Origin of the sequence: Streptomyces sp. NPDC007945 (genome assembly GCF_042958885.1) — a bacterium.
Taxonomy (GTDB): Bacteria; Actinomycetota; Actinomycetes; order Streptomycetales; family Streptomycetaceae; genus Streptomyces.
The window spans coordinates 537956-563030 of the sequence record NZ_JBIBJV010000005.1 but is presented as its reverse complement, the minus strand read 5'-3'; the positions used below and the strand labels follow the sequence as shown (position 1 = coordinate 563030).

At 74.7% G+C, this 25075-nt stretch carries 21 protein-coding genes; 16 read left to right on the top strand and 5 right to left on the bottom strand.

The genetic code is table 11. The features are described from left to right. Positions 1-185: 185 nt before the first annotated feature. From ACFZCF_RS19545 to ACFZCF_RS19505, 9 genes are all read left to right on the top strand, one after another. Positions 186-2570, top strand: coding sequence for a collagenase (locus ACFZCF_RS19545; RefSeq protein ID WP_391287560.1), 2385 nt, complete (start codon positions 186-188; stop codon positions 2568-2570). A gap of 69 nt (positions 2571-2639) precedes the next feature. Continuing rightward, a complete protein-coding gene (locus ACFZCF_RS19540) occupies positions 2640-3815 on the top strand; it encodes an NAD(P)/FAD-dependent oxidoreductase (RefSeq protein ID WP_388444864.1) in 1176 nt (391 codons plus the stop codon). Continuing rightward, on the top strand, positions 3812-4129 hold the full coding sequence (locus ACFZCF_RS19535) for a (2Fe-2S)-binding protein (RefSeq protein WP_351852456.1): 318 nt from the start codon (positions 3812-3814) through the stop codon (positions 4127-4129). Before ACFZCF_RS19540 ends, ACFZCF_RS19535 begins: the two co-directional genes overlap by 4 nt. Continuing rightward, positions 4110-5543, top strand: coding sequence for an FAD-dependent oxidoreductase (locus ACFZCF_RS19530; RefSeq protein WP_391287557.1), 1434 nt, complete (start codon positions 4110-4112; stop codon positions 5541-5543). The genes ACFZCF_RS19535 and ACFZCF_RS19530 overlap by 20 nt, the downstream gene beginning before the upstream one ends. A 79-nt stretch (positions 5544-5622) precedes the next feature. After that, entirely contained in the window at positions 5623-6522 is a 900-nt protein-coding gene (locus ACFZCF_RS19525) for a dihydrodipicolinate synthase family protein (RefSeq protein ID WP_391287555.1), read from the top strand. A 20-nt stretch (positions 6523-6542) separates the two neighbouring features. After that, the gene (locus ACFZCF_RS19520; protein WP_391287553.1) at positions 6543-7547 is read left to right on the top strand and encodes a proline racemase family protein; all 1005 of its coding nucleotides are present in this window, start codon (positions 6543-6545) and stop codon (positions 7545-7547) included. Next, the gene (locus ACFZCF_RS19515) at positions 7535-8590 is read left to right on the top strand and encodes a proline racemase family protein (protein WP_391287622.1); all 1056 of its coding nucleotides are present in this window, start codon (positions 7535-7537) and stop codon (positions 8588-8590) included. The genes ACFZCF_RS19520 and ACFZCF_RS19515 overlap by 13 nt, the downstream gene beginning before the upstream one ends. Then, positions 8587-9531, top strand: coding sequence for an NAD(P)-dependent oxidoreductase (locus tag ACFZCF_RS19510; protein WP_391287551.1), 945 nt, complete (start codon positions 8587-8589; stop codon positions 9529-9531). The genes ACFZCF_RS19515 and ACFZCF_RS19510 overlap by 4 nt, the downstream gene beginning before the upstream one ends. A 49-nt stretch (positions 9532-9580) precedes the next feature. After that, a complete protein-coding gene (locus ACFZCF_RS19505) occupies positions 9581-10297 on the top strand; it encodes a GntR family transcriptional regulator (RefSeq protein ID WP_388444850.1) in 717 nt (238 codons plus the stop codon). A 78-nt stretch (positions 10298-10375) separates the two neighbouring features. On the opposite strand, the gene ACFZCF_RS19500 is transcribed toward ACFZCF_RS19505, so the two are convergent. From ACFZCF_RS19500 to ACFZCF_RS19490, 3 genes are all read right to left on the bottom strand, one after another. Next, a complete protein-coding gene (locus tag ACFZCF_RS19500; protein ID WP_391287548.1) occupies positions 10376-11821 on the bottom strand; it encodes a glyceraldehyde-3-phosphate dehydrogenase in 1446 nt (481 codons plus the stop codon). Positions 11822-11941: 120 nt separating this feature from the next. After that, positions 11942-12979, bottom strand: coding sequence for a serine hydrolase (locus tag ACFZCF_RS19495; protein WP_391287547.1), 1038 nt, complete (start codon positions 12977-12979; stop codon positions 11942-11944). 96 nt (positions 12980-13075) lie between these two features. Then, positions 13076-14815, bottom strand: coding sequence for a VanW family protein (locus tag ACFZCF_RS19490; protein WP_388444842.1), 1740 nt, complete (start codon positions 14813-14815; stop codon positions 13076-13078). Between the two features lie 244 nt (positions 14816-15059). Here ACFZCF_RS19490 and ACFZCF_RS19485 point away from each other — a divergent pair, with 244 nt between their 5' ends. The 7 genes from ACFZCF_RS19485 (at position 15060) to ACFZCF_RS19455 (ending at position 23070) form a co-directional block, all read left to right on the top strand. Further along, positions 15060-15884, top strand: a complete 825-nt coding sequence (locus ACFZCF_RS19485) for an IclR family transcriptional regulator C-terminal domain-containing protein (protein WP_391287545.1) — start codon at positions 15060-15062, stop codon at positions 15882-15884. A gap of 46 nt (positions 15885-15930) precedes the next feature. Continuing rightward, complete coding sequence (locus ACFZCF_RS19480) at positions 15931-16260, top strand: putative quinol monooxygenase (RefSeq protein WP_365082617.1); 330 nt, start codon at positions 15931-15933, stop codon at positions 16258-16260. 92 nt (positions 16261-16352) lie between these two features. Further along, on the top strand, positions 16353-17387 hold the full coding sequence (locus ACFZCF_RS19475; RefSeq protein ID WP_391287542.1) for a substrate-binding domain-containing protein: 1035 nt from the start codon (positions 16353-16355) through the stop codon (positions 17385-17387). Positions 17388-17544: 157 nt separating this feature from the next. Beyond that, positions 17545-18615 (top strand): phosphatase PAP2 family protein, encoded by a 1071-nt coding sequence (locus ACFZCF_RS19470; protein ID WP_391287540.1) that lies wholly within the window; start codon positions 17545-17547, stop codon positions 18613-18615. Positions 18616-18657: 42 nt separating this feature from the next. Then, positions 18658-20877, top strand: a complete 2220-nt coding sequence (locus ACFZCF_RS19465; RefSeq protein ID WP_391287539.1) for an NADP-dependent isocitrate dehydrogenase — start codon at positions 18658-18660, stop codon at positions 20875-20877. 95 nt (positions 20878-20972) lie between these two features. After that, on the top strand, positions 20973-21263 hold the full coding sequence (locus ACFZCF_RS19460; protein WP_189946179.1) for a hypothetical protein: 291 nt from the start codon (positions 20973-20975) through the stop codon (positions 21261-21263). 76 nt (positions 21264-21339) lie between these two features. Further along, positions 21340-23070, top strand: coding sequence for a sigma-70 family RNA polymerase sigma factor (locus tag ACFZCF_RS19455; protein ID WP_391287537.1), 1731 nt, complete (start codon positions 21340-21342; stop codon positions 23068-23070). Between the two features lie 13 nt (positions 23071-23083). On the opposite strand, the gene ACFZCF_RS19450 is transcribed toward ACFZCF_RS19455, so the two are convergent. Further along, the gene (locus ACFZCF_RS19450) at positions 23084-23725 is read right to left on the bottom strand and encodes a CAP domain-containing protein (RefSeq protein ID WP_391287535.1); all 642 of its coding nucleotides are present in this window, start codon (positions 23723-23725) and stop codon (positions 23084-23086) included. A 412-nt stretch (positions 23726-24137) separates the two neighbouring features. Further along, entirely contained in the window at positions 24138-25037 is a 900-nt protein-coding gene (locus ACFZCF_RS19445) for a universal stress protein (RefSeq protein WP_391287533.1), read from the bottom strand. Between the last annotated feature and the right edge of the window lie 38 nt (positions 25038-25075).

Genomic DNA, 25075 nt, shown 5'->3' with positions numbered 1-25075 from the left:
CGTTTCCTCGCGGAGACGGACGCCCGGTCGTCGCAACTGACCCCTGCACAGGGGTTGTCAGTGCAATTTCACATTACTATGTTACCCATCATGCCGCGGACGGCTGCCTGTCCGTCAACTCGCGTTCAGCTTCCGCCGAACGGCCGCGCAACCCCCCTCATCCCCACCCGCATCCAGGAGACCTCGTGTCCCAGCACAGAGTCGTGCGCTCCTCCCTCCTCGCCACCGCCATCGCGGTGACCCTCGTGGCCTCCGCCGGTCAGGCGGCGACGCAGGCCGCCGAGGCGCCCGCCGCGCGCACCGCCGCCGCGCCCGCCGACCTGCCCGGCGCCTTCGCGCCCACCGCCGCCGAGCCGAACCCCTTCGACGAGGTGGAGCGTTTCGCCGACGCCCGTACGACCACGCCCGCCCCGGCTCCCGCCCCCGGCGGCACCGGCGACACCAGGGCGCGCGTCCCCGGCCAGGCGAAGAAGACGACCCAGGCCACGGCCGAGCGGAGCACGGCCCAGGCGGCGCCCGCCGTCACCGTCGCCGGCGTGCCCTGCACCCTGGACGGCATCACCCGCCTCTCCCCGGCGGCCTTCGCGGACTTCCTCGCCGACCCCGCCGTCACCGCCGGCGGCTGTCTGAGCGGTCTCATATGGACGTGGGACGCCCGCCTCGCCCCGGTCATGTCCGACGCCCACGTGCAGGCCGTCGCCCAGCGCATCTCCGGTCTGGCCGCCGCCCACGACGGCCGCAACTCCTCCCACCTGGAGGAGATGTTCACCTACCTCCACGCGGTGGCCTACCACGACTTCTCGCGCGACGAGATCGACATCACCGACGCTCCGACCGTCGACGCCGTCCGCCGCGCCATCGCCGCCTTCGGCTCCGCCGCCCGCACCTTCGACGTCACCGCGTCCAACGCCCGCACCCTCCGCGAGGCCCTCTACATCGGCAGCGCCCCCGGGCTGCGCCAGCACCAGCTCGGCCTCATCGTCAAGGTGCTCGCCACCATGGACCCGGCGCACCCCGCCACCCACCACGACCCGGCCTGGGCGGGCGCCGCCCTCGCCGGACTCTCCGTCAACTACCTGGGCATCTACTCCGGCAACCAAGACGCCGCCTTCCATGCCGCCGTCGCCGCCGACCCCGCCTACCGCGCCGCCTTCAAGGCCTTCGCCGGCCACACCCACCTCAAGGGCACCGCCAACGCCTGGGTCGCCCGCGACGCCCTGAGCGAGTACGGGCGCTTCGGCGAGGTCGCGGGGCTGCGGAACGGGATCGTCGCCGACCTCGGCGCGATGATCGGCCCCGTCGAGAGCGCCTGGGGCTCCGGCAGCCAGCCCTGGGCCAAGATCGTGTCCTGGCTGAACTTCTACGACGCCTGTGCCCCGTACAACGTCTGCAAGGCCGACATCGAGGCCCGCATCCTCCCGTACACCTACACCTACGACACCGGGACCGGCGCCGCCCTCAAGGTCCGCACCGGCCTCGACCGCGCCACCGTCGACCAGCTGTACTACGCGAGCAAGCAGGTCAAGGCGCAGTTCCACCGGGTGGTGGGCAGCGACCGGCCGCTGGCCGGCGACCCCAACACCACCCTGAACATCGTGCTGTACGGCTCCCGGGCCGACTACGAGAACTACCACCCGATCCTGACCGGGTACGACACGAACAACGGCGGCATCTACATCGAGAACGGCGCCACCTTCTACACGTACCAGCGCCGCGTCCCGCAGGACTCCTCCCTCACCCTGGAGGAGCTGTTCCGCCACGAGTACACCCACTACCTCAACGGGCGCTTCGCCGTCCCCGGCTTCTTCGGCCAGGGGCCCTGGTACCAGGGCGACCGGACCACCTTCATGGACGAGGGCACCGCCGAGTTCTTCGACGGCGCCACCCGCGACGACGGCATCGCCGTCCGCAAGTCCCTGGTCCGGGGCATCATCAACGACACGGCCGGCGGCGGTCCGCGGATGAACCTCCGCCAGATCCTGCACGCGACCTACGACGGCGACGGCTTCCGCTTCTACAACTACGCGGGCACCTTCTTCGAGTTCCTGTGGACCGAACGCCCCTCCCTGATCCGCGAGATGTACACCCGCCTGCGGAACGACGACGTCGCCGGCTATGACGCCTGGCGCGAGCGGCTCAGCTCCGACGCCGGCCTCCAGCAGGCGTACGACCGCTTCCTGGACGCCCAGATCGCCCAGGTCGACCGGCTGTTCGTGCCGAACACCACGTACACCCCCAACGCGCAGCTCACGTACTCGACCGTCGCCGGGGTGAAGGCCGCCTTCGCCAACGCCACGTACAACACCCCGGACTGCGTCGAGAACGGCGAGCCCGGCAAGCGCCGCTTCGTCTGCACCGGCCGGATCACGGCGAACCTGTCGAACGCGGGCAGCGACGACCAGAACTTCAAGGACATGTCCGAGACCGTCGACTACTTCATCCTCGACCGCTCGGGTGCGGCGCTGAACAACCTGGCCGACATGAACTGCAGCTTCGGACCGATCGACATCTGGTCCAACCGGGTCGCCGGCACCTCGGACTTCCGCTGCGAGGGCCCGCTCCGCAGCTGACCCGTGCCCGTCCCGCCCAGGGGCCGTGGGCCCCTGGGCAACGCCTGAAGAATGTGACATATTACTGCCGTGCCCAACAGACACTCCCCGGACGTCGTGATCATCGGCGCCGGCGTCGTCGGAGCCGCCTGCGCGTACTACGCGGCGCGCTCCGGACTCACCGTCGCCGTGGTCGACCGCGGTCCCGTCGCGGGCGGCACCACCGGCGCCGGGGAAGGCAACCTGCTCGTCTCCGACAAGGAGGCGGGCCCCGAGCTCGACCTCGCGCTGCTGTCCACGAGACTCTGGCGAGAACTCTCCGCGGCACTCCCGCCGGAGACCGAGTACGAGCCCAAGGGCGGGCTCGTCGTGGCGCCCGACGAGCCCGCCCTCCAGGCCCTCCGCACCTTCGCGGAGGGCCAGCGGAAGGCCGGCGTCACCGCCGCCGAGATCCCCGCCGACCGGCTCGCCGAACTGGAACCCCACCTCGCCCCCGGCCTCGCCGGCGGCTTCCACTACCCGCAGGACGCCCAGGTGCAGCCCGCCCAGGCCGCCGCCCGGCTGCTCGCCGCCTCCGGCGCCGCGCTCCACCTCGGCGAGGAGGTCACCGCGATCCTCCGCGACCCGGCCGGCGCCGTCCGCGGGGTGCGCACCGCACGCCGCGAACTCCTCGCCCCCGCCGTCGTCAACGCCGCCGGCACCTGGGGCGGCGAGGCGGCCCGGCTCGCCGGCGTCCACCTCCCCGTGCTGCCCCGCCGGGGCTTCGTCCTCGTCACCGAACCCCTCCCGAGGGTCGTCCGCCACAAGGTCTACGCCGCCGACTACATCGCCGACGTGGCCAGCGGTTCCGCCGCCCTCCAGTCCTCCGCCGTCGTCGAGGGCACCCCCGGCGGCCCGGTCCTCATCGGCGCCACCCGCGAACGCGTCGGCTTCGACCGCTCCCTCTCCACCGAGGCCCTGCGCCGGCTCGCTGCCCAGGCCGCCGCGCTCTTCCCGGTCCTCGCCGACGTCCAGGTGCTCCGCGCCTACCACGGCTTCCGCCCCTACCTCCCCGACCACCTCCCGGCGATCGGCCCCGACCCGAGGGTCCCCGGCCTCCACCACGCCTGCGGCCACGAAGGGGCCGGCATCGGTCTGGCCCCCGCCACCGGCGCCCTCGTCGCCGCCGCCCTCACCGGCGCCGAACCCCCGCTCGACCCGGCGCCCTTCCGCCCCGAGCGCGACTTCGGTCCCGCCGACGCCCCGACCCAGGAGCAGCAGAGTTGAGCCGCCGCACCCCGCGCGCCCTCGTCGGCGGCGCACCCCAGGAGACCTTCACCTTCCGCTTCGACGGCCGGGACGTCCCGGCCGCCGCCGGGCAGACCGTCGCCGCCGCCCTCTGGGGCGCGGGCGTCCTCGCCTGGCGCACCACCCGGCACGGCGGCGAACCCCGAGGCGCCTTCTGCGGGATCGGCCAGTGCTTCGACTGCCTCGTCACCGTCGACGGCACCCCCAACCGCCGTGCCTGCCTCGTCCCCGCCCGCCCCGGCGGCCTCGTCACCAGCCAGGAGGGAACCGGCCATGACGACCTCGCCGTCTGACCCGGCCAAGGGCGCCGACCTCGCGATCGTCGGCGCCGGGCCCGCCGGGCTCGCCGCCGCCGTCACCGCCGCCGCGCTCGGCCGCACCGTCACCCTGCTCGACGCGGGCGCCCGCCCCGGCGGCCAGTACTACCGCCACCCCGACCCGGCCCTCGGCGCCGCCCGGCCCCAGGCCCTGCACCACGACTGGAAGGCGTTCACGGACCGCGAGGCGGCGCTGCGCGCGTACGAACGAGCGGGGCGCATCCGGTACGCGGCGAACCGTCAGGTGTGGAGCGTCACCGGCTCCGGCACCGACTGGACCCTCCACACCCGCGCCGACGACGAGGCGGCGGAGGCCGTGCGCGCCCGCGCCGTGCTCCTCGCCACCGGGGCGTACGAACGACAGCTCCCCTTCCCCGGCTGGACCCTGCCCGGCGTCGTCGGCGCCGGGGGAGCGCAGGCCATGCTCAAGAGCGGGCTCGTGCTGCCCGGGATGGGGGCGCCCCCTGGTCGAGCGGAGCCGAGAGCTCGGGGGAGGGTGGTCGTCGCGGGCAGCGGGCCGCTGCTGCTCGCCGTCGCCGCCTCGCTGGCCGCCGCGGGCGCCCGGGTGCCCGCCGTCGTCGAGGCCGCCGGGTACGGCGGGTACGCCCGCCACACCGGCACCCTGCTGCGCAACCCGGCCAAGCTCGCCGAAGGCGCCCTCTACGGCGGCGCGTTGCTCCGCCACCAGGTCCGCCCGCTGCTCCGGCACGCGGTCGTCGAGGCGCACGGCAGCGACCGCGTCGAGGCGGTGACCGTCGCCCGGCTCGACCGAGACTGGCGTCCCGTGCCCGGCACCGAGCGCCGCGTCCCCTGCGACGCGCTCGCCGTCGGCCACGGCCTGGTCCCCGAACTCTCCCTCGCCACCGCCCTCGGCTGTGCCACCCGTACCGCCGCCGACGGCACCGCGGCGCTCGTCCTCACCCCCGCGCTGCGCACCTCGGTGCCGGGGGTCTGGGCGGCGGGGGAGACCGGCGGCGTGGGCGGCGCCGCGCTGGCCCTGACCGAGGGCGAGATCGCGGCCCACTCGATCGCCGGGCGGCCCGTCCCGGCGCCGCTCGCCCGGCGCCGCGAGCGGCTGCGGGCCTTCGCCGACGCGATGGGCGCCGCCCACCGGCCCGGCGGCGGATGGACCGGCTGGCTCCGTGACGAGACCGCCGTCTGCCGCTGCGAGGAGGTGCCGGCCGGGCGGGTCCGCGAGGCCGTGCAGGAGCTGGGCGCCACCGATGCCCGCACCGTCAAGCTGCTGACCCGGGCGGGGATGGGCTGGTGCCAGGGCCGTATGTGCGGCCCGGCGGTGGCCGCCCTCGCCGGCGGCGAACCCGCCGCCGACCGCCGCCCGCTGGCCTGCCCCGTACGGCTCGGCGAGCTCGCCGGGCTTCCCGTCGAGTAGGCCCGTTCCGTGGGGACCGCGCTCTTGTGGCCCCCGCACACCCCTTAGTAAAATGTCACACACTACAAAGGAGTACGTCATGACCGACACCCGCATCCGCCCCTGGCACGGCATCATGGTCGCCACCACGCTGCCGCTGCGCGAGGACCTCTCCGTCGACCTCGACGCCTACGCCGAGCACGTCCGATGGCTGATCGCCCACGGCTGCGACGGCGTCGTGCCCAACGGCTCCCTCGGCGAGTACCAGACCCTCACCGACGCCGAGCGCGCCGCGGTCGTCCGCACCGCCGTCGAGGCCGCAGGCGAGGGCACCCGCGTCATGGCCGGCGTCGCCGCCTACGGCTCCGCCGAGTCCCGCCGCTGGGCCGAGCAGGGCGCCGAGGCCGGCGCGGGCTCCGTCCTCCTCCTGCCGCCCAACGCCTACCGCGCCGACGAGGCCTCCGTCCGCGCCCACTACGCCGAGGTCGCCCGGGCGGGGCTGCCGATCGTCGCCTACAACAACCCCATCGACACCAAGGTCGACCTCACCCCCGCCCTCCTCGCCACCCTCCACGCCGACGGCACCATCGTCGCCGTCAAGGAGTTCAGCGGCGACGTCCGCCGCGCCTACGAGATCGCCGAACTGGCCCCCGGACTCGACCTCCTCGCCGGCGCCGACGACGTCCTCCTGGAACTGGCCGTCGCCGGCGCCGTCGGCTGGATCGCCGGCTACCCCAACGCCCTCCCCGAGTCCGCCGCCACCCTCTACCGCGCCGCCGTCGCCGGCGACCTCGCCACCGCGCTCCCGCTCTACAAGGCGCTGCACAGCCTCTACCGCTGGGACTCCAAGACCGAGTTCGTCCAGGCCATCAAGCTCTCCATGGACATCGCCGGCCGCCCCGGCGGCCCCACCCGCGCCCCGCGCCTGCCGCTCACCGGCGCCGTCGAGGCCGCCGTCCGCGCCGCCACCGAGAAGGTCCTCGCCGAAGGCCTCCGCTGACCCGAGGAGAGACACAGCCCATGCGCACCCGACACGTCTACCACGCGGTGGACTCCCACACCGAGGGCATGCCCACCCGGGTGATCACCGGCGGAGTGGGGGTGATCCCCGGCGCCACCATGGCCGAGAAGCGGCTCCACTTCCTCGAACACCGCGACTCCCTGCGCACCCTGCTCATGTACGAGCCGCGCGGCCACGCCGCCATGAGCGGCGCCATCCTCCAGCCCCCGACCCGGCCCGACGCCGACTACGGAGTCCTCTTCGTCGAGGTCTCCGGCCTCCTCCCGATGTGCGGCCACGGCACCATCGGCGTCGCCACCGTCCTCGTCGAGACCGGCATGGTCCCGGTCGTCGAACCGGTCACCACCGTCCGCCTCGACACCCCCGCCGGCCTCGTCTCCGCCGCCGTCCGCGTCGAGGACGGCGCCGCCCGCTCCGTCACCCTCACCAACGTCCCCGCCTTCGGCGTCGGACTCGACCTCAAGACCGAGGTCCCCGGCCACGGCACCGTCACCTACGACCTCGCCTACGGCGGCAACTTCTACGCCTTCGTGGAACTCGACGCCCTCGGCCTCCCCTTCGACCGCGCCCGCAAGCAGGACCTGCTCACCGCGGGACTCGCCATCATGGAGGCGATCAACGCGGGCGACGACCGGCCCGTCCACCCTGAGGACCCCGCCGTCGCCGGCGTCAAGCACGTCTACCTCGCCGCCCCCGGCTCCGACGCCCGCCGCTCCCGGCACGCCATGGCCATCCACCCCGGCTGGTTCGACCGCTCCCCGTGCGGCACCGGCACCAGCGCCCGCATGGCCCAGCTGCACGCCCGCGGACTCCTCCCGCTCGACACCGACTTCGTCAACGAGTCGTTCATCGGAACCGAGTTCACCGGACGGCTCGTCGCCGAGACCACCGTCTCCGGCAGGCCCGCCGTCGTCCCGACCGTCACCGGACGGGCCTGGATCACCGGCACGGCCCAGTACTTCCTCGACCCCACCGACCCCTTCCCCGCCGGATTCCTGCTGTGACCGCCCTCCCCGCGGACGGGATCCGCGTCATCGACTACCACACCGCCGGCGAACCCTTCCGGATCGTCGCCGAAGGGCTGCCGCCCGTCCCCGGCGACACCGTCGCCGAGCGGTGCGCCACCGCCGTCGGCCCCGGCGGCTCCGGCACCGCCCCCCGCCCCGGCCCCCTGGACGCGCTGCGCCGCCTCCTCGTCCAGGAGCCGCGCGGCCACGCCGGGATGTACGGCGGCTTCGTCGTCCCGCCCGACGACGACGGCGCCCACCTCGGCGTCCTCTTCTGGCACAAGGACGGCTTCTCCACCGCCTGCGGCCACGGCACCATGGCGCTCGCCGCCTGGGCCGTCGACAGCGGCCTCGTCCCGGCCGGCGACGGCGACCGGGACGTCCCGGTCCGCGTCGACGTGCCCTCCGGGCGGGTCACCGCCACCGTCCACCGGACCGCCGGCCGCACCACCGGCGTCACCTTCCGCAACGTGCCCGCCCGCGTCACCGCCCGCAGGATCCCCGTCGCCACCGGCCGCGGCATCGTCGAGGCCGACCTCGCCCACGCCGGCGCCTGCTACGCCTCCGTCCCCGCCCGCGAACTCGGCCTCACCGTGGACCGGGCCTCCCTGCCCGAACTCGTCCGCGCGGGACGCGAGATCCGCAGCGCGCTCGCCGGCCACCCCGCCACCTGGCACCCCGACGGCCCGCTCCTCTCCGGCGTCTACGGCGTCATCCTGCACGAGGACCTGCCCGACACCCCGCGGGGGCCGCACCAGCGGAACGTCACCGTCTTCGCCGACGGCCAGATCGACCGCTCCCCGTGCGGCTCCGGCACCTCCGCCCGGCTCGCCCTCCTCACCGACGAGGGCCGCCTGAAGGACGGCCAGGCCCTCACCCACGAGTCCGTCGCCGGGACGGCCTTCACCGGCCGAGCCCTTCCCGGCGGCGACCCGGTCGGCGGACTCGTCACCGAGGTCACCGGCACCGCCCACCGCACCGGCACGGCGCACTTCACCCTCGACCCGGACGACACGCTCGGCGCGGGGTTCCAGCTGTGAGCACCCCGCCGGTCCCGTACCTCGACGGCGGCGCCGTCACCCGGGCGCTCGCCCCGGCCGCCGCCGTCGAGGCGCTCGCCCGGGTCCTGCGCGACGGCCTCGACCCCGAGACCTGCCCGCCGCGCTCCGCCGTCCCCGTCCCGGCCGGCGAGCTGCTGCTCATGCCGGCCGCCGCTGGCCGGTGGGCCGGGGTGAAGATTGCCGGGGTGGCGCCCGGCAACACCGCCCTCGGACTGCCCCGGATCACCGGCAGCTACCTCCTCCTCGACGGGACCACCCTCCGGCCCCGCGCCCTCCTCGACGGCGCCGCGCTCACCGCGCTGCGCACCCCGGCCGTCTCTGCCCTGGCCGTCCGTCATCTCACGGCGCACGACCGGCCGTTGCGGGTGGTGGTCTTCGGTTCCGGCCCCCAGGCGTACGGCCACGTCGAGGCGCTTCTTGCGGTGCGGAGGCTCGCCTCCGTCACGGTGGTCGCCCGCGACCCCGGCAGGGCCGAGGGGCTCGCCGCGTACGCCCGGGGGATCGGCGTGCCGGAGAGCCGCACCGGCACCGCCGACGAGGTGGGCGGGGCCGATCTGGTCGTCTGCTGCACCACCGCGCGCGAACCCCTCTTCGACGGACGGCGGGTGGCGGCGGGCGCGGTGGTCGTCGCGGTCGGCTCGCACGAGCCGGACGCCCGCGAGACCGACACCGCGCTCGTGCGCCGCTCCGAGGTCTGGGTCGAGGCCCGGTCGGCGGCCCTGCGCGAGGCCGGGGACCTGCTGATCCCCGAGGCGGAGGGGGCGATCGGCGCCGGGCACCTCACCGGCACCCTCGCCGACCTCGTCCGGGGACCGGCGCTGCCGGCGCCGGGACCCGCTCCCCGCCTCTTCAAGAGCGTGGGGATGGCCTGGGAGGATCTCGCCGTGGCCGTCGCGGTCCACCGTGCGGCCATCGACTGAGAAACGTGACATTGTACGCTGGTCGCCTGCGGAAGTGTGGAGGAACGGCGTGGGTGACCTGAAGCAGCACAGTCTCATCAAGGCCCAGGAGCGGCTTCGCGACCAGGTGGGCCACGCACTGCGCGCGGCGCTCACCGCAGGGGAGCTGAAGCCGGGCACCGTCTACTCGGCCCCCGGGCTCGCGGCCGAACTCGGCGTCTCCGCCACCCCGGTCCGCGAGGCCATGCTCGACCTGGCCCGCGAGGGCCTCGTCGAGCCGGTCCGCAACAAGGGCTTCCGGATCACCGAGGTCAGCGAGCGCGAGCTCGACCAGTGCACCGAACTGCGCATGCTCATCGAGGTGCCCACCGTCGGCCGGGTCGCCGAGACCGCGACCACCGAGGAACTGGAGTCGCTGCGCCCGCTGGCCGAGGAGATCGTCGCCAACGCCCGCGACCACAACCTCATCGGCTACCTGGAGGCGGACCGGCAGTTCCACCTCACCCTGCTCGGCCTGTCCGGGAACGACCGGCTGGTGGAGACCGTGAGCGACCTGCGCAAGCGGTCGCGGCTCTACGGCCTGACGGGGCTCGACGAGGCCGGCAAGCTGATCAGCTCCGCCGAGGAGCACGTCGAACTCCTCGACCTCCTGCTCGCCCGGGACCGGGCGGGCGCCGAGGCGTGCATGATGCGCCACCTCGGCCACGTCCGCTCGCTCTGGGCCGAGGCCAGGGACGAGCCGGTCGAGCCGGCGGCCGGCGCCCTCCGCTCCGTCCGCAAGAACTGACGCCCCGGCACGCGCGAACGGCGCGCCGCCCTCCCCTCGGGGAGCGCGGCGCGCCGTTCGCGTGAGGCGCGGGCGGGATCAGGCCGCCGGAGCCGGGAAGGTCGGGTACTCGACGCCCGAGACGTGCTGGACGACGCGGATGACCTGGCAGGAGTAGCCGAACTCGTTGTCGTACCACAGGTACAGGATCGCGTTGTCGCCGTCGACCTTGGTCGCGCCGGCGTCCACGATGGAGGCGTGGCGCGAGCCGACGAAGTCCATCGAGACGGCGTCGGGAGCCGTGGTGAAGTCGATCTGGCGCTTCAGCGGCGAGTGCAGCGAGACGTCGCGGAGGTACTCCAGGACCTCGTCGCGGGTGGTCTCGCGGCCCAGGCGCAGGCTGAGGATGGCGATCGAGACGTCCGGGACGGGGACGCGGATCGAGCTGCCCGTGATCGGGGCCTTGAGGTCCGGCAGCGCCTTGGCGACGGCCGAGGCGGCACCCGTCTCGGTGATCACCATGTTCAGCGGCGCGGAACGGCCGCGGCGGTCGGCCTTGTGGTAGTTGTCCAGCAGGTTCTGGTCGTTCGTGAACGAGTGGACGGTCTCCACGTGACCGCGCAGCACGCCGTACTCGTCGTCCATCGCCTTGAGCGGCGGGACGATGGCGTTGGTGGTGCAGGAGGCGCAGGAGAGGATCTGCTCGTCCGGCTTGATCGTGTCGTGGTTGACACCGTGCACGATGTTCGGCACGTCGCCCTTGCCGGGCGCGGTGAGCACGACCTTGTCGATGCCGGGGCGCAGGTGCTTGGAGAGGCCCTCGCGGTCCCGCCACTTGCCGGTGTTGTCGATCAGGATGGCGTTCTCGATGCCGTACGCCGTGTAGTCGACCTCGGAGGGGTCGTTGGCGTAGATGACCTTGATCGTGTTGCCGTTGGCGACGATGGAGCTGTTCTCCTCGTCGACCGTGATGGTGCCCTGGAACTGGCCGTGGATCGAGTCCCGGCGCAGCAGGGAGGCGCGCTTGACGAGGTCGGCCTCGCCGCCGCCGCGGACGACGATGGCGCGCAGCCGCAGGCCGTTGCCCGAACCGGCCTTCTCGATGAGGAGGCGGGCGACGAGGCGGCCGATGCGGCCGAAGCCGTAGAGGACGACGTCCCGGCCGTCACGGCGCTCGATCTTGTTCGCACCCGTGGCGCCGGCGACGGCCTCCGCGGTGAACTCCTCGACCGTCAGGCCGCGCGAGTCGGCCTTGTACTCGGCGGCGAGCATGCCGATGTCGATCTGCGAGGGACCGAGGTCGAGCGTGGTGAGCGTCTGCAGGAAAGGCAGCGTCTCGGTGACCGAGAGCTCCTCGCCGGCGATCTGGCGGGCGAAGCGGTGCGTCTTGAGGATGCTGACGACCGACTTGTTCACCAGGGAGCGGCTGTGAACGAGGACGGTGACGTCCTGCTCACGGTGCAGCTTCCCGATGATCGGGATCATCGACTCCGCGATCTCCTCACGGTTCTTCCAGCTGGTGAACGAGTCATCATTGACAGTCACAAGATTTATCTTTCGAGCTAGACGGCGCTCATATGGTAACCCGCAGGTCCTCGGCCCCCACAAGGGGGCCCGAACGTCTGTCCGCGAGCTCACACTTCGGGGGCTCGATCGCCCCGCCGCTCAGGCGAAGGCGTGCGCGCGGAAGGCCTCGCGGACCCGCGCCAGCGGAGCCGGGTCCCGCGTCACGTACAGCCGGTTGGTGAGCAGCACCGCCCAGCGGGCGCGGGCGGGGGAGACCCACATCGCGGTGCCCGTGAAGCCGAAGTGCGCCCACACGTCGTCCGCGGGCCCGGTGCCGGGCGCCGGATGCCACAGGAGGCCGCGCGGCGGGTCGAGGAAGCCCGTGCCGACGCGCAGCGAGGCCTCCGTCCAGGCGGCGGAGAAGGTGCCGGGCGGCGGGGACAGCACGCCGCGCAGGAAGCGGCCGGTGTCCCCGGCCGTGGTGAAGACGCCGGCGATCCCGCACGCCCCGCCGAGGAGCCGGGCGGAGAAGTCGTGGACCGTGCCCCGCAGACGGCGGCCGGTCTCCTCGTCGTACTCGGTGGGCGCGCAGCGGGCCGCCTCCGCCGGCGGCAGCGGGCCCCAGCGGGTCTCCCGCATGCCCAGCGGCGCCCAGACCCGCTCGCGCGCGAGCTCGGCCAGCGGCCGGCCGGTCAGGTGCTCGGTCAGCCAGCCGAGGACGAGCGCGGCCCGGTCGGTGTACGCGACGGCCGCGCCGGGCGGATGCCGCAGCGGCTCGGACAGCACCCCGTCCCTGATGTCCTGCGGATCGGAGCCGTACAGGAAGCGCAGATTGGCCCGGAGCGGCATTCCGGCGGTGTGGGTGAGCAGGTGGTGCGCGGTGACCCGGCCCACCGGCCGGCCGGCCGCCGCCGGCCAGAACGCGCCGAGCGGCATCGACAGGTCGAGCTTTCCCGCGTCCACCAGGGTCCCCGTCACCGCCCAGACCGTGAGGATCTTGGTGAGGCTGGCCACGTCGAAGAGCGTGTCCGGGCGCATCGGCTCCCCGGGCCGGGCCGGGTCGAGGACGCCGACCGCGCCGGCGGAGCGGGTGCCCGGCGGGTCGCCGACCGCCCAGACGGCACCCGGACACACGCCGTCCTCGACCGCGGCGGCCAGCAGTCGGGCGTAAGGGGGAAGGTCGCTGCGCTCCGCCACGGAGGCCTCCGGCAGGGCTGGGAGCGGCCCGGTCCGGCCGCACCCGGGATGCATGCCCGCCCGCGGCGGGGAGGACACCCTCCCGGCCCGGCCGGATCAGTTGCAGACGACCTCGTCGCGCGGGGTGTAGTGGGTCTTGAAGGTCTGCCGCTTGACCTCCTCGCCGCCGTTCTTGAAGACCCGGTCGACCGCGATGTCGAAGCCCTCCAGGGGCTCCTGCGGCACGCACTTCTCGCCGGTGGCCTCGCGCTTCTCCGGCTTGGTGACGTTCGTGCGCGGGCCGGCCTCTGCCTCCACGGAGTCGTACTTCTTGGTGCCGTAGAAGGTGATGGTCACCGAGGAGTCCGTGGCGCTCGCCGCGATGTAGATCGGCTTGCCGGAGTCGTTGCGGAACTTCTGGTCCAGGCTGCCCCAGGCCACGGTCGCCTCCCGGCCGGCCGGGTAGCGCTCGATGTAGAAGGAGTGGGCGCCGTACTCGACGGGCTGCACGCCGGCGAAGAAGACCGCGTTGAAGACGGTGGTCGCCACCGCGGACACGCCGCCGCCCGGCGCCTCCTGGTAGCGGCCGTCGAGGATCATCGTGCCGTCGACGAAGCCGTTCTCCTCGGTGCGCTCGCCGACCGTCCTGTTGAAGCTCCACACCTCGCCCGGCTGCACCAGCGAGCCGTTGATCAGCTCGGCGGCCCGGCCGATGTTGATCGTCCGGTAGGGCGCGGCGGGGAAGTTCACGGTGAAGGTCGACATCTGCTCCTTCACGCCGAGCTCGTCGAGCGTGGCGGAACTCACCTGCGGCTGGGTGACCTTGGTGGCCACGGCCGCGGTACGGGCCGCCTCCCCGGTCCGGGTGAGCAGCGGGTCCACGGCGGCGGCCAGCGACTTCTCGGTCACCTCGCGGCCCGGCTTGCCCTCCTTCACCACGACGACCTTGCCGTCCCGCACCCCGAGGGTGCCCTCCACCGGCGCGCCCGTCATGGCGGCCAGCGGGCGGGCGACGTCCGGGTCGCGCAGCAGGGCGGTGGTGTCGAGGGCGCCGGTGAGCCGGCCGCCGTCGTTCTTCACCGTCAGGTGGTCGCCGAGGGTCTCGGGGGAGATGCGCAGCCGCTCGTCGCCCACGGTGAGGGTCACGGGCCCCGAGACGGCCGGCCGGGCGTACGCGTCGAGGAAGCGGGTCAGCTCGGCGGCGGGCAGCTTCGGCTCGGTCAGGGTGACCGGCAGGGAGACGGCCGCGGCGCCGGGGGCGGCCGGATAGGCGGCCCGCAGGGCCTCGGCGGCCTTCGCGGTGTCCAGCTTCCGGCCGGTGACGGGCCGGGTGGCGACGGCCTCGCCGTCCCGGAAGGAGACCGAGCCCTCCTTGACCGCCCGGTCGTTCCGCTTCGCCAGCGCGGCGACGGCGGCGTCGGTCTTCGCCGGGTCCTGGGCGAGGACCGGCTCGATCTCGCGGTCGCCGGAGGAGAAGAGGCGTCCGATGACGGTGAAGGGGTCCTTCGACGGGTCCGCGGCCTTCTCGGCCGTCGCCTCCGCGTCGACCGTCAGCCCCGCGGCGGCGGGGGAGACGCTCTCCGTGCGCTCGCCCACCTTCACCACGAGGGGCGCCGTCCACGCCGCCGGGGCCTGCGCCCGCAGCCGCTCGGCGGCCTCGGCCCTGCTGAGGCCGCCTATGTCGACGCCGCCGGCCCGGGTGCCGGCGGATATGTCGTCGCCGGTGGCCACCAGGCCGGCCATGTACAGACCGCCCGCCGCGACGGCGACGACGCCCGTGGCGATCGCGGCCGTCCGCCACCGTGGGCGGCTCGCGGCCGCGTGCGTCGGGGCATGGTCGGTCCTGGGGCGGGGCACACGCTCTCCCGGGTGCGTCGGTGACAAGGGGATCCTCACGACGGTACGTCGAAAGAGTGTCAAATGCACATAAAGCCGGGCTGACCTGCGGAGATACGAGCCGTGACGGAGGCGCGACGGAGGGTGCGGGACCGGGTGGGGCGCGGGCCTTGACGAGCCCGGCACCCGGCCCGCCTCGGGCCCACCTCGGGCCCGCCCTCGGGCCTGCGCGGACCCGCCCCGCCCGCCCGGCTACCCTGGTCCGATGCCCGCCGACGCCCCGCTGCCGCTCCCGCACGCGCCTGCGCAGCCGCAGCCGCAGCCGCAGCCCGACCCGCAGCGGGCCGGCGCCGGGCCGCGGTCGGTGGAGCGGGCGCTGGAGCTGCTGGACCTGGTCGCCGACGCCGGACGGGCCGTCGGGGCCAAGGCGCTCGCGCGGACGCTCGGCTGCTCGCTCTCGACCGTCTACCACCTGGCCGGGCCGCTGCTCGCCCGCGGCCACCTCGTCCGCACCGCCGAGGGATACGCCCCGGGACCCCGCGTCCCGGCCCTGCACCGCGCCCACCTCCGCCACCACGGCCTCGGCGCCCCCACCGGCGAACTCCTCGGGCGGCTGCGCCGGGCGACCGGCGCGGAGGCGTACCACACCGCCTACCGCGACGGCCTGATCACCGTCGTCGACACCACCGCCCCCGTCACCGACACCGCCCACCCCTTCGCCCCCGGCCCGGAGGCCCGCGCGCACGCCACCGCGCACGGCAAGGCGCTCCTCGCCGCCCTGCCGCGCGCCCGCCGCCGCCGCTACCTCGCCGAGCACGGCATGGCCCGCTTCACCGAGCGGACCATCACGGGCGCCGAACGCTTCGAGGCCGAGATGGCCGCCGTCCGCGGCCAGGGCTACGCGGTTTCCGTCGGCGAGGCCGACCTCGCGTACACCTGCCTCGCGGTCGCCGTGCCCGACCGCGGCGACGGCATCGTGCACGCCCTCTCCGTCTCCCTGCCCACCGTGGACTTCGCCCGCCGCCAGGGGGCCGTCCGGGCCGCGCTGGCCCGTGCGGTGCCCGACTTTCCGGCCCTGCCGGAAACCTGACCGGCCGGCCTGGCCCGCCCGGGGCCGCCCGGCGCAGCCTGACGGCATGATCTTCATCGCAGTCCGTTTCACCGTCCGTCCCGACCTCGCCGACCAGTGGCTCGACCTGGTCGCCGACTTCACCGCCGCCACCCGTGCCGAGCCGGGCAACCTCTTCTTCGACTGGTCCCGCGGCGTCGACGACCCGAACGTCTTCACCCTCCTGGAGGGCTTCGCCGACGACGAGGCCGGCGCCGTCCACGTCGCCTCCGACCACTTCGCCGCCGGGCTCGCCGCCATGGCCGGCGCCGTCGCCACGACCCCCGAGATCATCAACGTGAAGACGGAACAGCGGGGCTGGGGCCCGATGGCGGAGCTCGCGCCCGCCGACGTCTGATCCCGCCGGGGCCCGCCGCCCGCCTGATAGGTTCGCCGCACATACGGGCGGTCGGCGGGCGGCGGGCCCGGGGCCGAGGGGAGAGGCGGCACATGGCGGTGAGCGGGCGACAGACCGGCAGGCCCACCCTGGAGGAGGTCGCGGCCCGGGCCGGAGTCGGCCGCGGCACCGTCTCCCGGGTCATCAACGGCTCGCCGAAGGTGAGCGAACAGGCCAAGGCCGCCGTCGAGAAGGCCGTCGCCGAACTGGGTTACGTACCCAACCGCGCCGCCCGCGCCCTGGCCGGCAGCCGCACCGACGCCGTCGCCCTCGTCGTTCCCGAGACCGAGGCCCGGCTCTTCGCCGAACCGTACTTCCTCGACATCATCCGTGGTGTCAGCGGCGAACTCGCCGCCGCCGACAAGCAGTTGCTCCTCACCCTGATCCGCAGCGACCAGGAGCGGCAGCGCTTCGAGCAGTACCTCGCGGCCCAGCGCGTCGACGGCGTCCTGCTCGTCTCGGTGCACGCCGACGACCCGCTGCCCGACCAGGTCCGCGCCCTCGGCCTGCCCGCCGTCCTCAACGGCCGCCGCCGCGAGGACGAACCCGTCGCCTTCGTCGACTCCGACAACACCGGCGCCGGCCGCACCGCCGTCGCCCACCTCGCCGCCGGCGGCCGCCGCCGCATCGCCACCGTCACCGGCCCCCTGGACATGTACGGCGCCCGTTGCCGCCTCGACGGCTACCGCGAGGGCCTCGCCGACGCGGGGCTCCCCGCCGACGACGCCCTCGTCGCCACCGGCGACTTCACCGAGGAGGGCGGCCGCCGCGCCATGCGCGAACTCCTCGACCGCGCCCCGGACCTCGACGCCGTCTTCGCCGCCTCCGACGTGATGGCGGCCGGCGCCCGCGCGGTGCTGCGCGAGGCCGGCCGCCGCGTTCCGGAGGACGTCGCCCTCGTCGGCGTCGACGACTCCGCCGTCGCCCGCCTCATGGACCCGCCGCTCACCAGCGTCCGCCAGCCCATCGAGGAGATGGGCCGCACCATGGCCCGCATGCTCCTGGCCGAGATCGCCTCCCCGAGCGAACCCGACGACCAGCCCCGGCGGATGCTCCCCACCGAACTCGTCGTCCGCGCGTCCTCCTGACGACGGCCGTCGGCCACCCTCCGGACCCCGTTCCGCGAGGGTTCGGGTCCCTCCTCGTGCCCCGCCCCGGCCCCCGCGGCGACGGAGGGCACGCCCCGGCGTGTCGTTCGGGTGATCCCAGCAGGCGGCCCGGGCCCGCGTGGGGTCGAATCGGGGCATGGCTCCCTACGACAGGCGCACAGGCGGCTCCCCGAGGCCGCCGAAGGCCGGCGACACCTGGTGGTACGCCGCCGTGGCCGCCGAGGCCGCGAACTCCTTCAGCACCCGCGTCCGCACCCGGACCCGGCGTGCCTGCCTCGGGGCGATCCTGCTCCTCACGCTCGTCTACGCCGGACTCGTGCTCACCGCCACCGGCCGCCGCTGGGGCGACGCCGCCGTCACCGGCCGGCGCGCCGACACCCGCGTCGCCGCCTTCGTCCGCGACCATCCCTCGCTCGCCGGGGCCGCCACCCTCTCGCTGGTCCTCGCCTGCGTCCTCCTCGTCGGTATCGGCGTCGTCCGCAAGCGGTACGCGCTCACCGGCGCCGCCGCCGGAGCCGTCGCCGTCTCCCTCGCCGTCACCGGACTCCTCCAGCGGTACGCCCCCCGCCCCCGGCTCGCCGACGGTGCCGGGGCGCTCGTGCCCAGCGGCTTCCCCAGCGCCACCGCCACCCTCGCCTTCGGGGTCGCCCTCGCCCTCCCGCTGGTCGTACCACGGCGCTCGCGGGGCCTCGTCACCGGCGCCGCCACCCTGTGGGCCGTCCTCCTCGGCGCGTACTCGATCGCCGCCGGCGACCACCGCCCGGGCGACGTCATGGCCGCCGCCCTGCTCGCCCTCGCCGTCCAGTGCGGACTGATCGCCCTGCTCGCCCGCCGCGGCAAGGTCCGCCCCGGCAGCCACCGGGGCACCACCCTGCGCGGCCTCCCCACCACCCTGCCCCTGGCGCTCCTCGCCGCCGGCGGGCTCGTGGCCGGATTCCTGCTCCTCGGCGACACCCTCGGACTCCCCGCCACGGCCCCGTACGACCCCGACGAGCTCCGCCTCGCCCACCGCTGCGGCCAGGCCCTCGCCGCCGGGGTCGGCGCCGCCGCGGGGCTGGCCCTCCTCGCCCTCGTCCGCCACGTCGACCTGGACGGCGGCCCCGCCTCGTACCGGCTCGGAGGCCCCTTCGTGGAGGACTCCGGAGCCCCCGAGCAAGGTGAGCTCGTGGGGCCCTTTACGGAGAACCACGATCACGAGATATCTTGATGTCGAGCAATCTCGATTCGCAGACGTGGAGCGGAGCACCTGGTGACTGACTCGACCATCATCTACACCCACACCGACGAGGCGCCTGCCCTGGCGACGTACTCGTTCCTGCCCGTGATCCAGGCGTACGCCTCCACGGCAGGCGTCACGGTCGAGACGCGGGACATCTCGCTCGCGGGCCGCATCATCGCCAGCTTCCCGGAGTTCCTCCAGGAGGAGCAGCGCATCGGCGACGCCCTCGCCGAGCTCGGCGAGCTGGCCAAGACCCCCGCCGCCAACATCATCAAGCTCCCGAACGTCTCGGCCTCGATCCCGCAGCTGAAGGCCGCGATCGCCGAGCTCCAGGGCCAGGGCTACGCCCTCCCGGACTACCCGGACGACCCGAAGACGGAGCAGGACCAGGACGTCCGCGCCCGCTACGACAAGATCAAGGGCTCGGCCGTCAACCCGGTCCTGCGCGAGGGCAACTCCGACCGCCGCGCCCCCGGTTCGGTCAAGAACTACGCCAAGAACCACCCGCACCGCATGGGCGCCTGGACCTCCGAGTCCAAGACCGACGTCGCCACCATGAGCGAGAACGACTTCGCCTCCACGGAGAAGTCCGTCGTCATCGCCCAGGACGACACCCTGCGCTTCGAGTTCACCGCCGCCGACGGCACCACCTCCGAGCTGCGCGCGCCGCTCAAGGTGATCGCCGGCGAGGTCGTCGACGCGTCCGTCATGCGCGCCGCCGCCCTGCGCACCTTCCTCAGCGAGCAGGTCGCCCGCGCCAAGGCCGAGGGCGTGCTCTTCTCCGTGCACCTCAAGGCCACCATGATGAAGGTCTCCGACCCCATCGTCTTCGGCCACGTCGTGCGCGCCTTCTTCCCGAAGACCTTCGACCGGTACGGCGCGGACCTCGCCGCCGCCGGCCTCTCCGCCAACGACGGCCTCGGCACCGTCCTGAACGGCCTCGCCGCCCTCCCGAACGGCGCCGAGATCAAGGCCTCCTTCGACGCCGAGCTCGCCGAGGGCCCCGCCCTCGCCATGGTCGACTCCGACAAGGGCATCACCAACCTGCACGTGCCGTCCGACGTCATCGTCGACGCCTCGATGCCGGCCATGATCCGCACCTCCGGCCACATGTGGGGCCCGGACGGCCAGGAGGCCGACACCCTCGCCGTCCTCCCGGACCACAGCTACTCCGGCGTCTACCAGGCCGTCATCGAGGACTGCAAGGCCAACGGCGCCTTCGACCCGGCCACCATGGGCTCCGTCCCGAACGTCGGCCTCATGGCGCAGAAGGCCGAGGAGTACGGCTCCCACGACAAGACCTTCGAGATCGCCGAGGCGGGCACCGTCCGCATCGTCGACTCCGAGGGCACCGTCCTCCTGGAGCAGGAGGTCGCCGAGGGCGACATCTTCCGCGCCTGCCAGACCAAGGACCTCCCGATCCAGGACTGGGTCAAGCTCGCCGTCACCCGCGCCCGCGCCACCGGCGCCCCGGCCGTGTTCTGGCTGGACGAGAACCGCGCCCACGACGCGCAGCTCATCGCCAAGGTGAACGAGTACCTGCCGCAGCACGACACCGAGGGCCTGGACATCCGGATCCTGTCCCCGATCGAGGCCACCAAGTTCTCCCTGGAGCGCATCCGCCGCGGCGAGGACACCATCTCCGTCACCGGCAACGTCCTCCGCGACTACCTGACCGACCTCTTCCCCATCCTGGAGCTGGGCACCAGCGCCAAGATGCTGTCGGTCGTCCCGCTGATGGCGGGCGGCGGCCTCTTCGAGACCGGCGCCGGCGGCTCCGCCCCGAAGCACGTCCAGCAGCTCGTCAAGGAGAACTACCTCCGCTGGGACTCCCTCGGTGAGTTCTTCGCGCTGGCCGCCTCCTTCGAGCACCTGGCCACCACCACCGGCAACGCCCGCGCCCAGGTCCTCGCGGACACCCTGGACCGCGCCACCGGCACCTTCCTCAACGAGGACAAGTCGCCGACCCGTCGCCTCGGCGGCATCGACAACCGCGGCAGCCACTTCTACCTGGCCCTGTACTGGGCCCAGGAGCTGGCCCGGCAGACCGAGGACACCGAGCTCGCCAAGGCCTTCGCCCCGCTCGCCGAGACCCTCGGCGCCAACGAGCAGAAGATCGTCGACGAGCTGAACGCCGTCCAGGGCTCCCCGGCCGAGATCGGCGGCTACTACCAGCCCGACCCGGCCAAGGCCGCGGCCGTGATGCGTCCGTCCGCCACGTTCAACGAGGCCGTCGCGTCCCTCGCCTGATCCGCGTCCGACGCACACCGCCCCGGCCGGAGCGATTCCGGCCGGGGCGGTCGCGTCGGTGGCGCGTACGCCATCCGGGTGTGACCCTGGAGGGCATGAGCTGGGCATCTTGGACGACCGCCGGTGTCTACACCGGGCGTGGTGGGGTGCTGACCGTCGAAGGCGGAATCGTCACGGGCGACCTGACCGTGCACACCACCTTCGCCGACGGTGAGGCACGCGTGGCCGTGCAGTACAGCGGCGCCTCCGACTGGTTCACCATGTCGGGAAGTCCCGTCCCCTGTTCCTCGGAGGGAGAGAGCCGTGAACTCCACGACGCGGTCGTGGAGGCCGTGAGGGAGGGCGCCGGGGCCACCGTTCCCCGACTGCCCCATCCGACCGGCTAGAAAAAGTGTTATCCCCACCCGGCGCCGCGCGTCTCCAGCAGGACGGGGACGGACCGGGCACGAGGGAGCACCATCCATGCACGACGACGAGCAGCGCACCACCGCCCTGGTGGAGGCGGCGCGCGCGGGCGATCCGCACGCGCGGGAGGAACTGGTACGCGCCTTCCTGCCGCTCGTCCACACCGTCGTGGGACGTGCCCTCGACGGCCACGCCGACACCGACGACATCGTGCAGGAGACCCTGGTACGGGCCCTCGACGGCCTGCCCGGGCTCCGCGACCCCGAGCGCTTCCGGTCCTGGCTCGTCGCCATCGCCATGAACGGGGTGCGCCGCCGCTGGCGGGAACGGAGCCAGGCACCCGTGCCCGGCCTCGACCGCGCCGTCGACCTCGCCGACCCGGCGGGCGACTTCACCGAGATCACCATCCTCCGCCTGGGCCTCACCGGGCAGCGCCGCGACGTCGCCCGCGCCACCCGCTGGCTCGACGAGGACGACCGCGAGCTGCTCTCGCTGTGGTGGCTGGAGGCCGCCGGGGAACTGACCCGCGCGGAGCTCGCCGAGGCCCTCGGGCTGCCCCCGGCCCACACCGCCGTGCGCGTCCAGCGCATGAAGGAACGCCTGGAGACCGGCCGCGCCGTCGTCGGCGCCCTCGCCGCCGACCCCCGCTGCCCCGACCTCGCCGCCACCCTCGCCCCGTGGGACGGCCGCCCCTCCCCGCTGTGGCGCAAACGCATATCCCGCCACCTGCGCGACTGCCGCACCTGCGCGACCGGCAATGCCCGCCGAGGGCTCGCCCCCGTCGAGGGCCTCCTCGTCGGCATCGGCCTCGTCCCGCCCGTCGCGGGCGCACTCCTCGACGCCGGCACGACCCCGGCCTTCGCGGCGGAGCCGTCGGACGCGGCGGGATCGGTGGCCCACACGGAGCCGTCGGACGCGGCGGGATCGGTGGCCCACGCGGAGCCGTCGAACGCGGCGGGATCGGTGGGCCACGCAGAGCCCTCGGGTCACGCGGGGCCCTCGGGCGGGACCGGGCCCACGGGGGCGGGGGAGCCCACGGCCGTGACGGAGCCCTCGGGCGGAGTGGAGTCCGCGGGACCCACGGGGGCGTCGGGCGGGGCGCAGTCCGGAGGCGGTCACGCCGCGCCGTACTGGTCGACCGGGCGTCGCACGGGGGCCGCGGGAGCCGCCGCGGCCGTCGCCGTGCTCGGCGCGCTCCTCCTCGACCTCCCCGAGGCGCCCGAGCCCCCGCCCGCGCCCCGGCCCGCCGCCGCGCCGCCCGCCACCACCCCCGCGGCGACGACGCCCCCGCCGACCCCCGCGCCGAGCACCGCCACCGCCGTCGCCACCGGCCCGGCGACGCCCACCCGCACTCCCGCGACCGCCCCGCCCACCCCGGCGCGCACCACCCCACCGCCCCCGGCCGACCCGGGGGAACGGGTCACCGAGCTGGTCAACCGGCTCCGCGCGGACGCCGGTTGCGCCCCGCTGCGCACCGATCGCCGGCTGACGGCCGCCGCCCGCGCCTACGCCCGGGACATGACGGCCCGCGGCTATTATGGCCACGCCAGCCCCGAGGGCGAGTTCGCGGACACCCGGATGACGGAGGCCGGCTACCGCTGGTCGGCCTGGGCGGAGAACCTCGCCGAGGGCCAGAAGGACCCGGCCGCGGTCGTCGCCGACTGGCGGGACGACGCCAGTCACGCGCGCAACATGCTCGACTGCGCCTACCGCGACACCGGCGTGGCCGCCGCGCCCGGCCCGCGCGGCACGGTCTGGGTGCAGAAACTGGCCGCGCCCGCGAACTGACGCCCCCGACCGGTCAGTTCCTCGTGCCGAGGTCCTGCACCCACCACGGTCCGTCGGCCGTCAGGGCCACGCCGACGCCGATGTCGCGGAAGGAGCAGTTGAGGATGTTCGCCCGGTGCGCCGTGCTGTCCATCCAGTCGTCCATCACCCGTCGCGGGGTCTTCGGCCCCTTGTGGATGTTCTCGCCCCACGCGGACCAGTCGTAGCCCGCCCGGGTCATCCGGTCGCCGCCGTCGCGTCCCTCGGGGCTGTCGTGGGCGTAGTAGTCACGTGCCGCCATGTCGTCGGCGTGCCCCTGGGCGGCCCTGGCGAGCCGCGCCTCGGACCGCAGCGGCCCGCAACCCGCCCGTTCCCGTTCGGCGTTCGCGAGGGCGATGACGTCCTCGACGTAGCCGGCGGCGCGCGACGGCACCGCCTCCGGCGCGGCGAGCACGGCCCCGGTCCGCGGCGCGAGCCCGTCGGGCGCGGTCCCTCCCCGTTCCCCGACACGGGCCGGGGGCGAGGTGGGAACCCGGGTGGGGTGGGACGGGGGTGGGGCCTCGGTGGTGGGGGGCGTGGCCGCGCGGGGAGGGGGAGCCGTGGGCGGGTGGGCCCCGTACAGACCGAGGAGGACGGTGACGGCGGTGGCGGCCGTGCCCGCGGCGAGCACCGACACGGCGAGCCCCGGTCGGTGGGGCGCCCGGCGCCGGGCCGGGCCACGACGGCGACGGCGGCCGGCGGCGGGGGAGAGGCATCCGGGGCGCCCGTGGAGGGCGGAGGGGCCGGGGTCCGGAGGTTCGTGGGGGTCGGAGTGGTCGGGGGCGCCGGGGTGGTGGGCGGTGGAGGGGGTGGGGTCAGTGGGTCCGTGGGGGTGGGAAGGGTCGGGGGCGGGGGGACCGTCGTAGCGCATGGGGCTCCGCTCTCTCGGCTGCGTCGGCGCCCGGGTGGGCCCCGGGGCGACGGGGTCAAGCTTTCCGCCCGTCCCCGCCCCGACACCCCACGTCAACCCGGCGGGTCAACACCTCGTGGCAACCCGCCGAGTCGGCTTGACACGGCGCCCGCGCGGGTGCAGGGCGTCCGCCCGGCTCTCAGCCCTGCGGGATCACGGCCACCGGGCACGGGGCCAGGTGCAGGGCCGCGTGGGCCACCGAGCCGATCCGCTGACCCAGCGCGCCGCGCCTGGCGCGGCGGCCGACCACGAGGAGCTGCGCGGCCCCCGAGGTGGTGAGGAGGACCTGGCCGGCGCTGCCGAGTTCGACGTGCTCGGTCACCGGGACGTGCGGGTAGCGCTCGCGCCAGGGCGCGAGCGCTTCGCGGAGCGCCTGCTCCTCGAACGGCACCAGTCCGCCGGAGTCGTCGGCGAGCCGCAGCGAGGCCGGGCTGAACGCGTACAGCGACGGCAGGCTCCAGGCGCGCACGGCGCGGATCGCGGCGCCGCGCGCGTCGGCGGTCTCGAAGGCGAAGCGCAGCACTCCCTCGCTGTCCTCCGGGGTGCCCTGCTGACCCACCAGGATCTCGCCCGTGGGCGGTTCGGCCGTCCGGTCGTCGCGGGCGCGGACGGCGACCACCGGCCGCGTCGCGGCGGCGATCACCTGCTGCCCGTAGGAGCCGAGAAGGAACCCGGCCACCGCCCCGTGCCCGCGCGAGCCGATGACCAGCATCCGGGCGTCCTCCTGCGCGGCGAGCAGCGCCGCGACGGGGGTGTCCGTCCGCACCTCGGCGGTGACGGCGAGGCCCGGGTGCCGTTCGGTGATCTCCCGCTCGGCCGCCCGCACCACCTCCTCCGCCGCCCGCGCCTGCGCGCCCTCGTCCTGGACCAGCGGCAGGTCGAGCGGCTCCCAGCGCCAGGCGTGGACGAGCCGCAGCGCGACCCCCCGCTGCCCGGCCTCCCGCGCCGCCCACTCGGCGGCGGCGAGACTCTCCGGCGATCCGTCCACCCCGGCCACGATCTCCGTTCCGGTGCGGAACTCCTGGGCCTCGCGACTCATCCGACGTCCTCCTGGCAGCGGCTCGCGTGTCGGGTCCG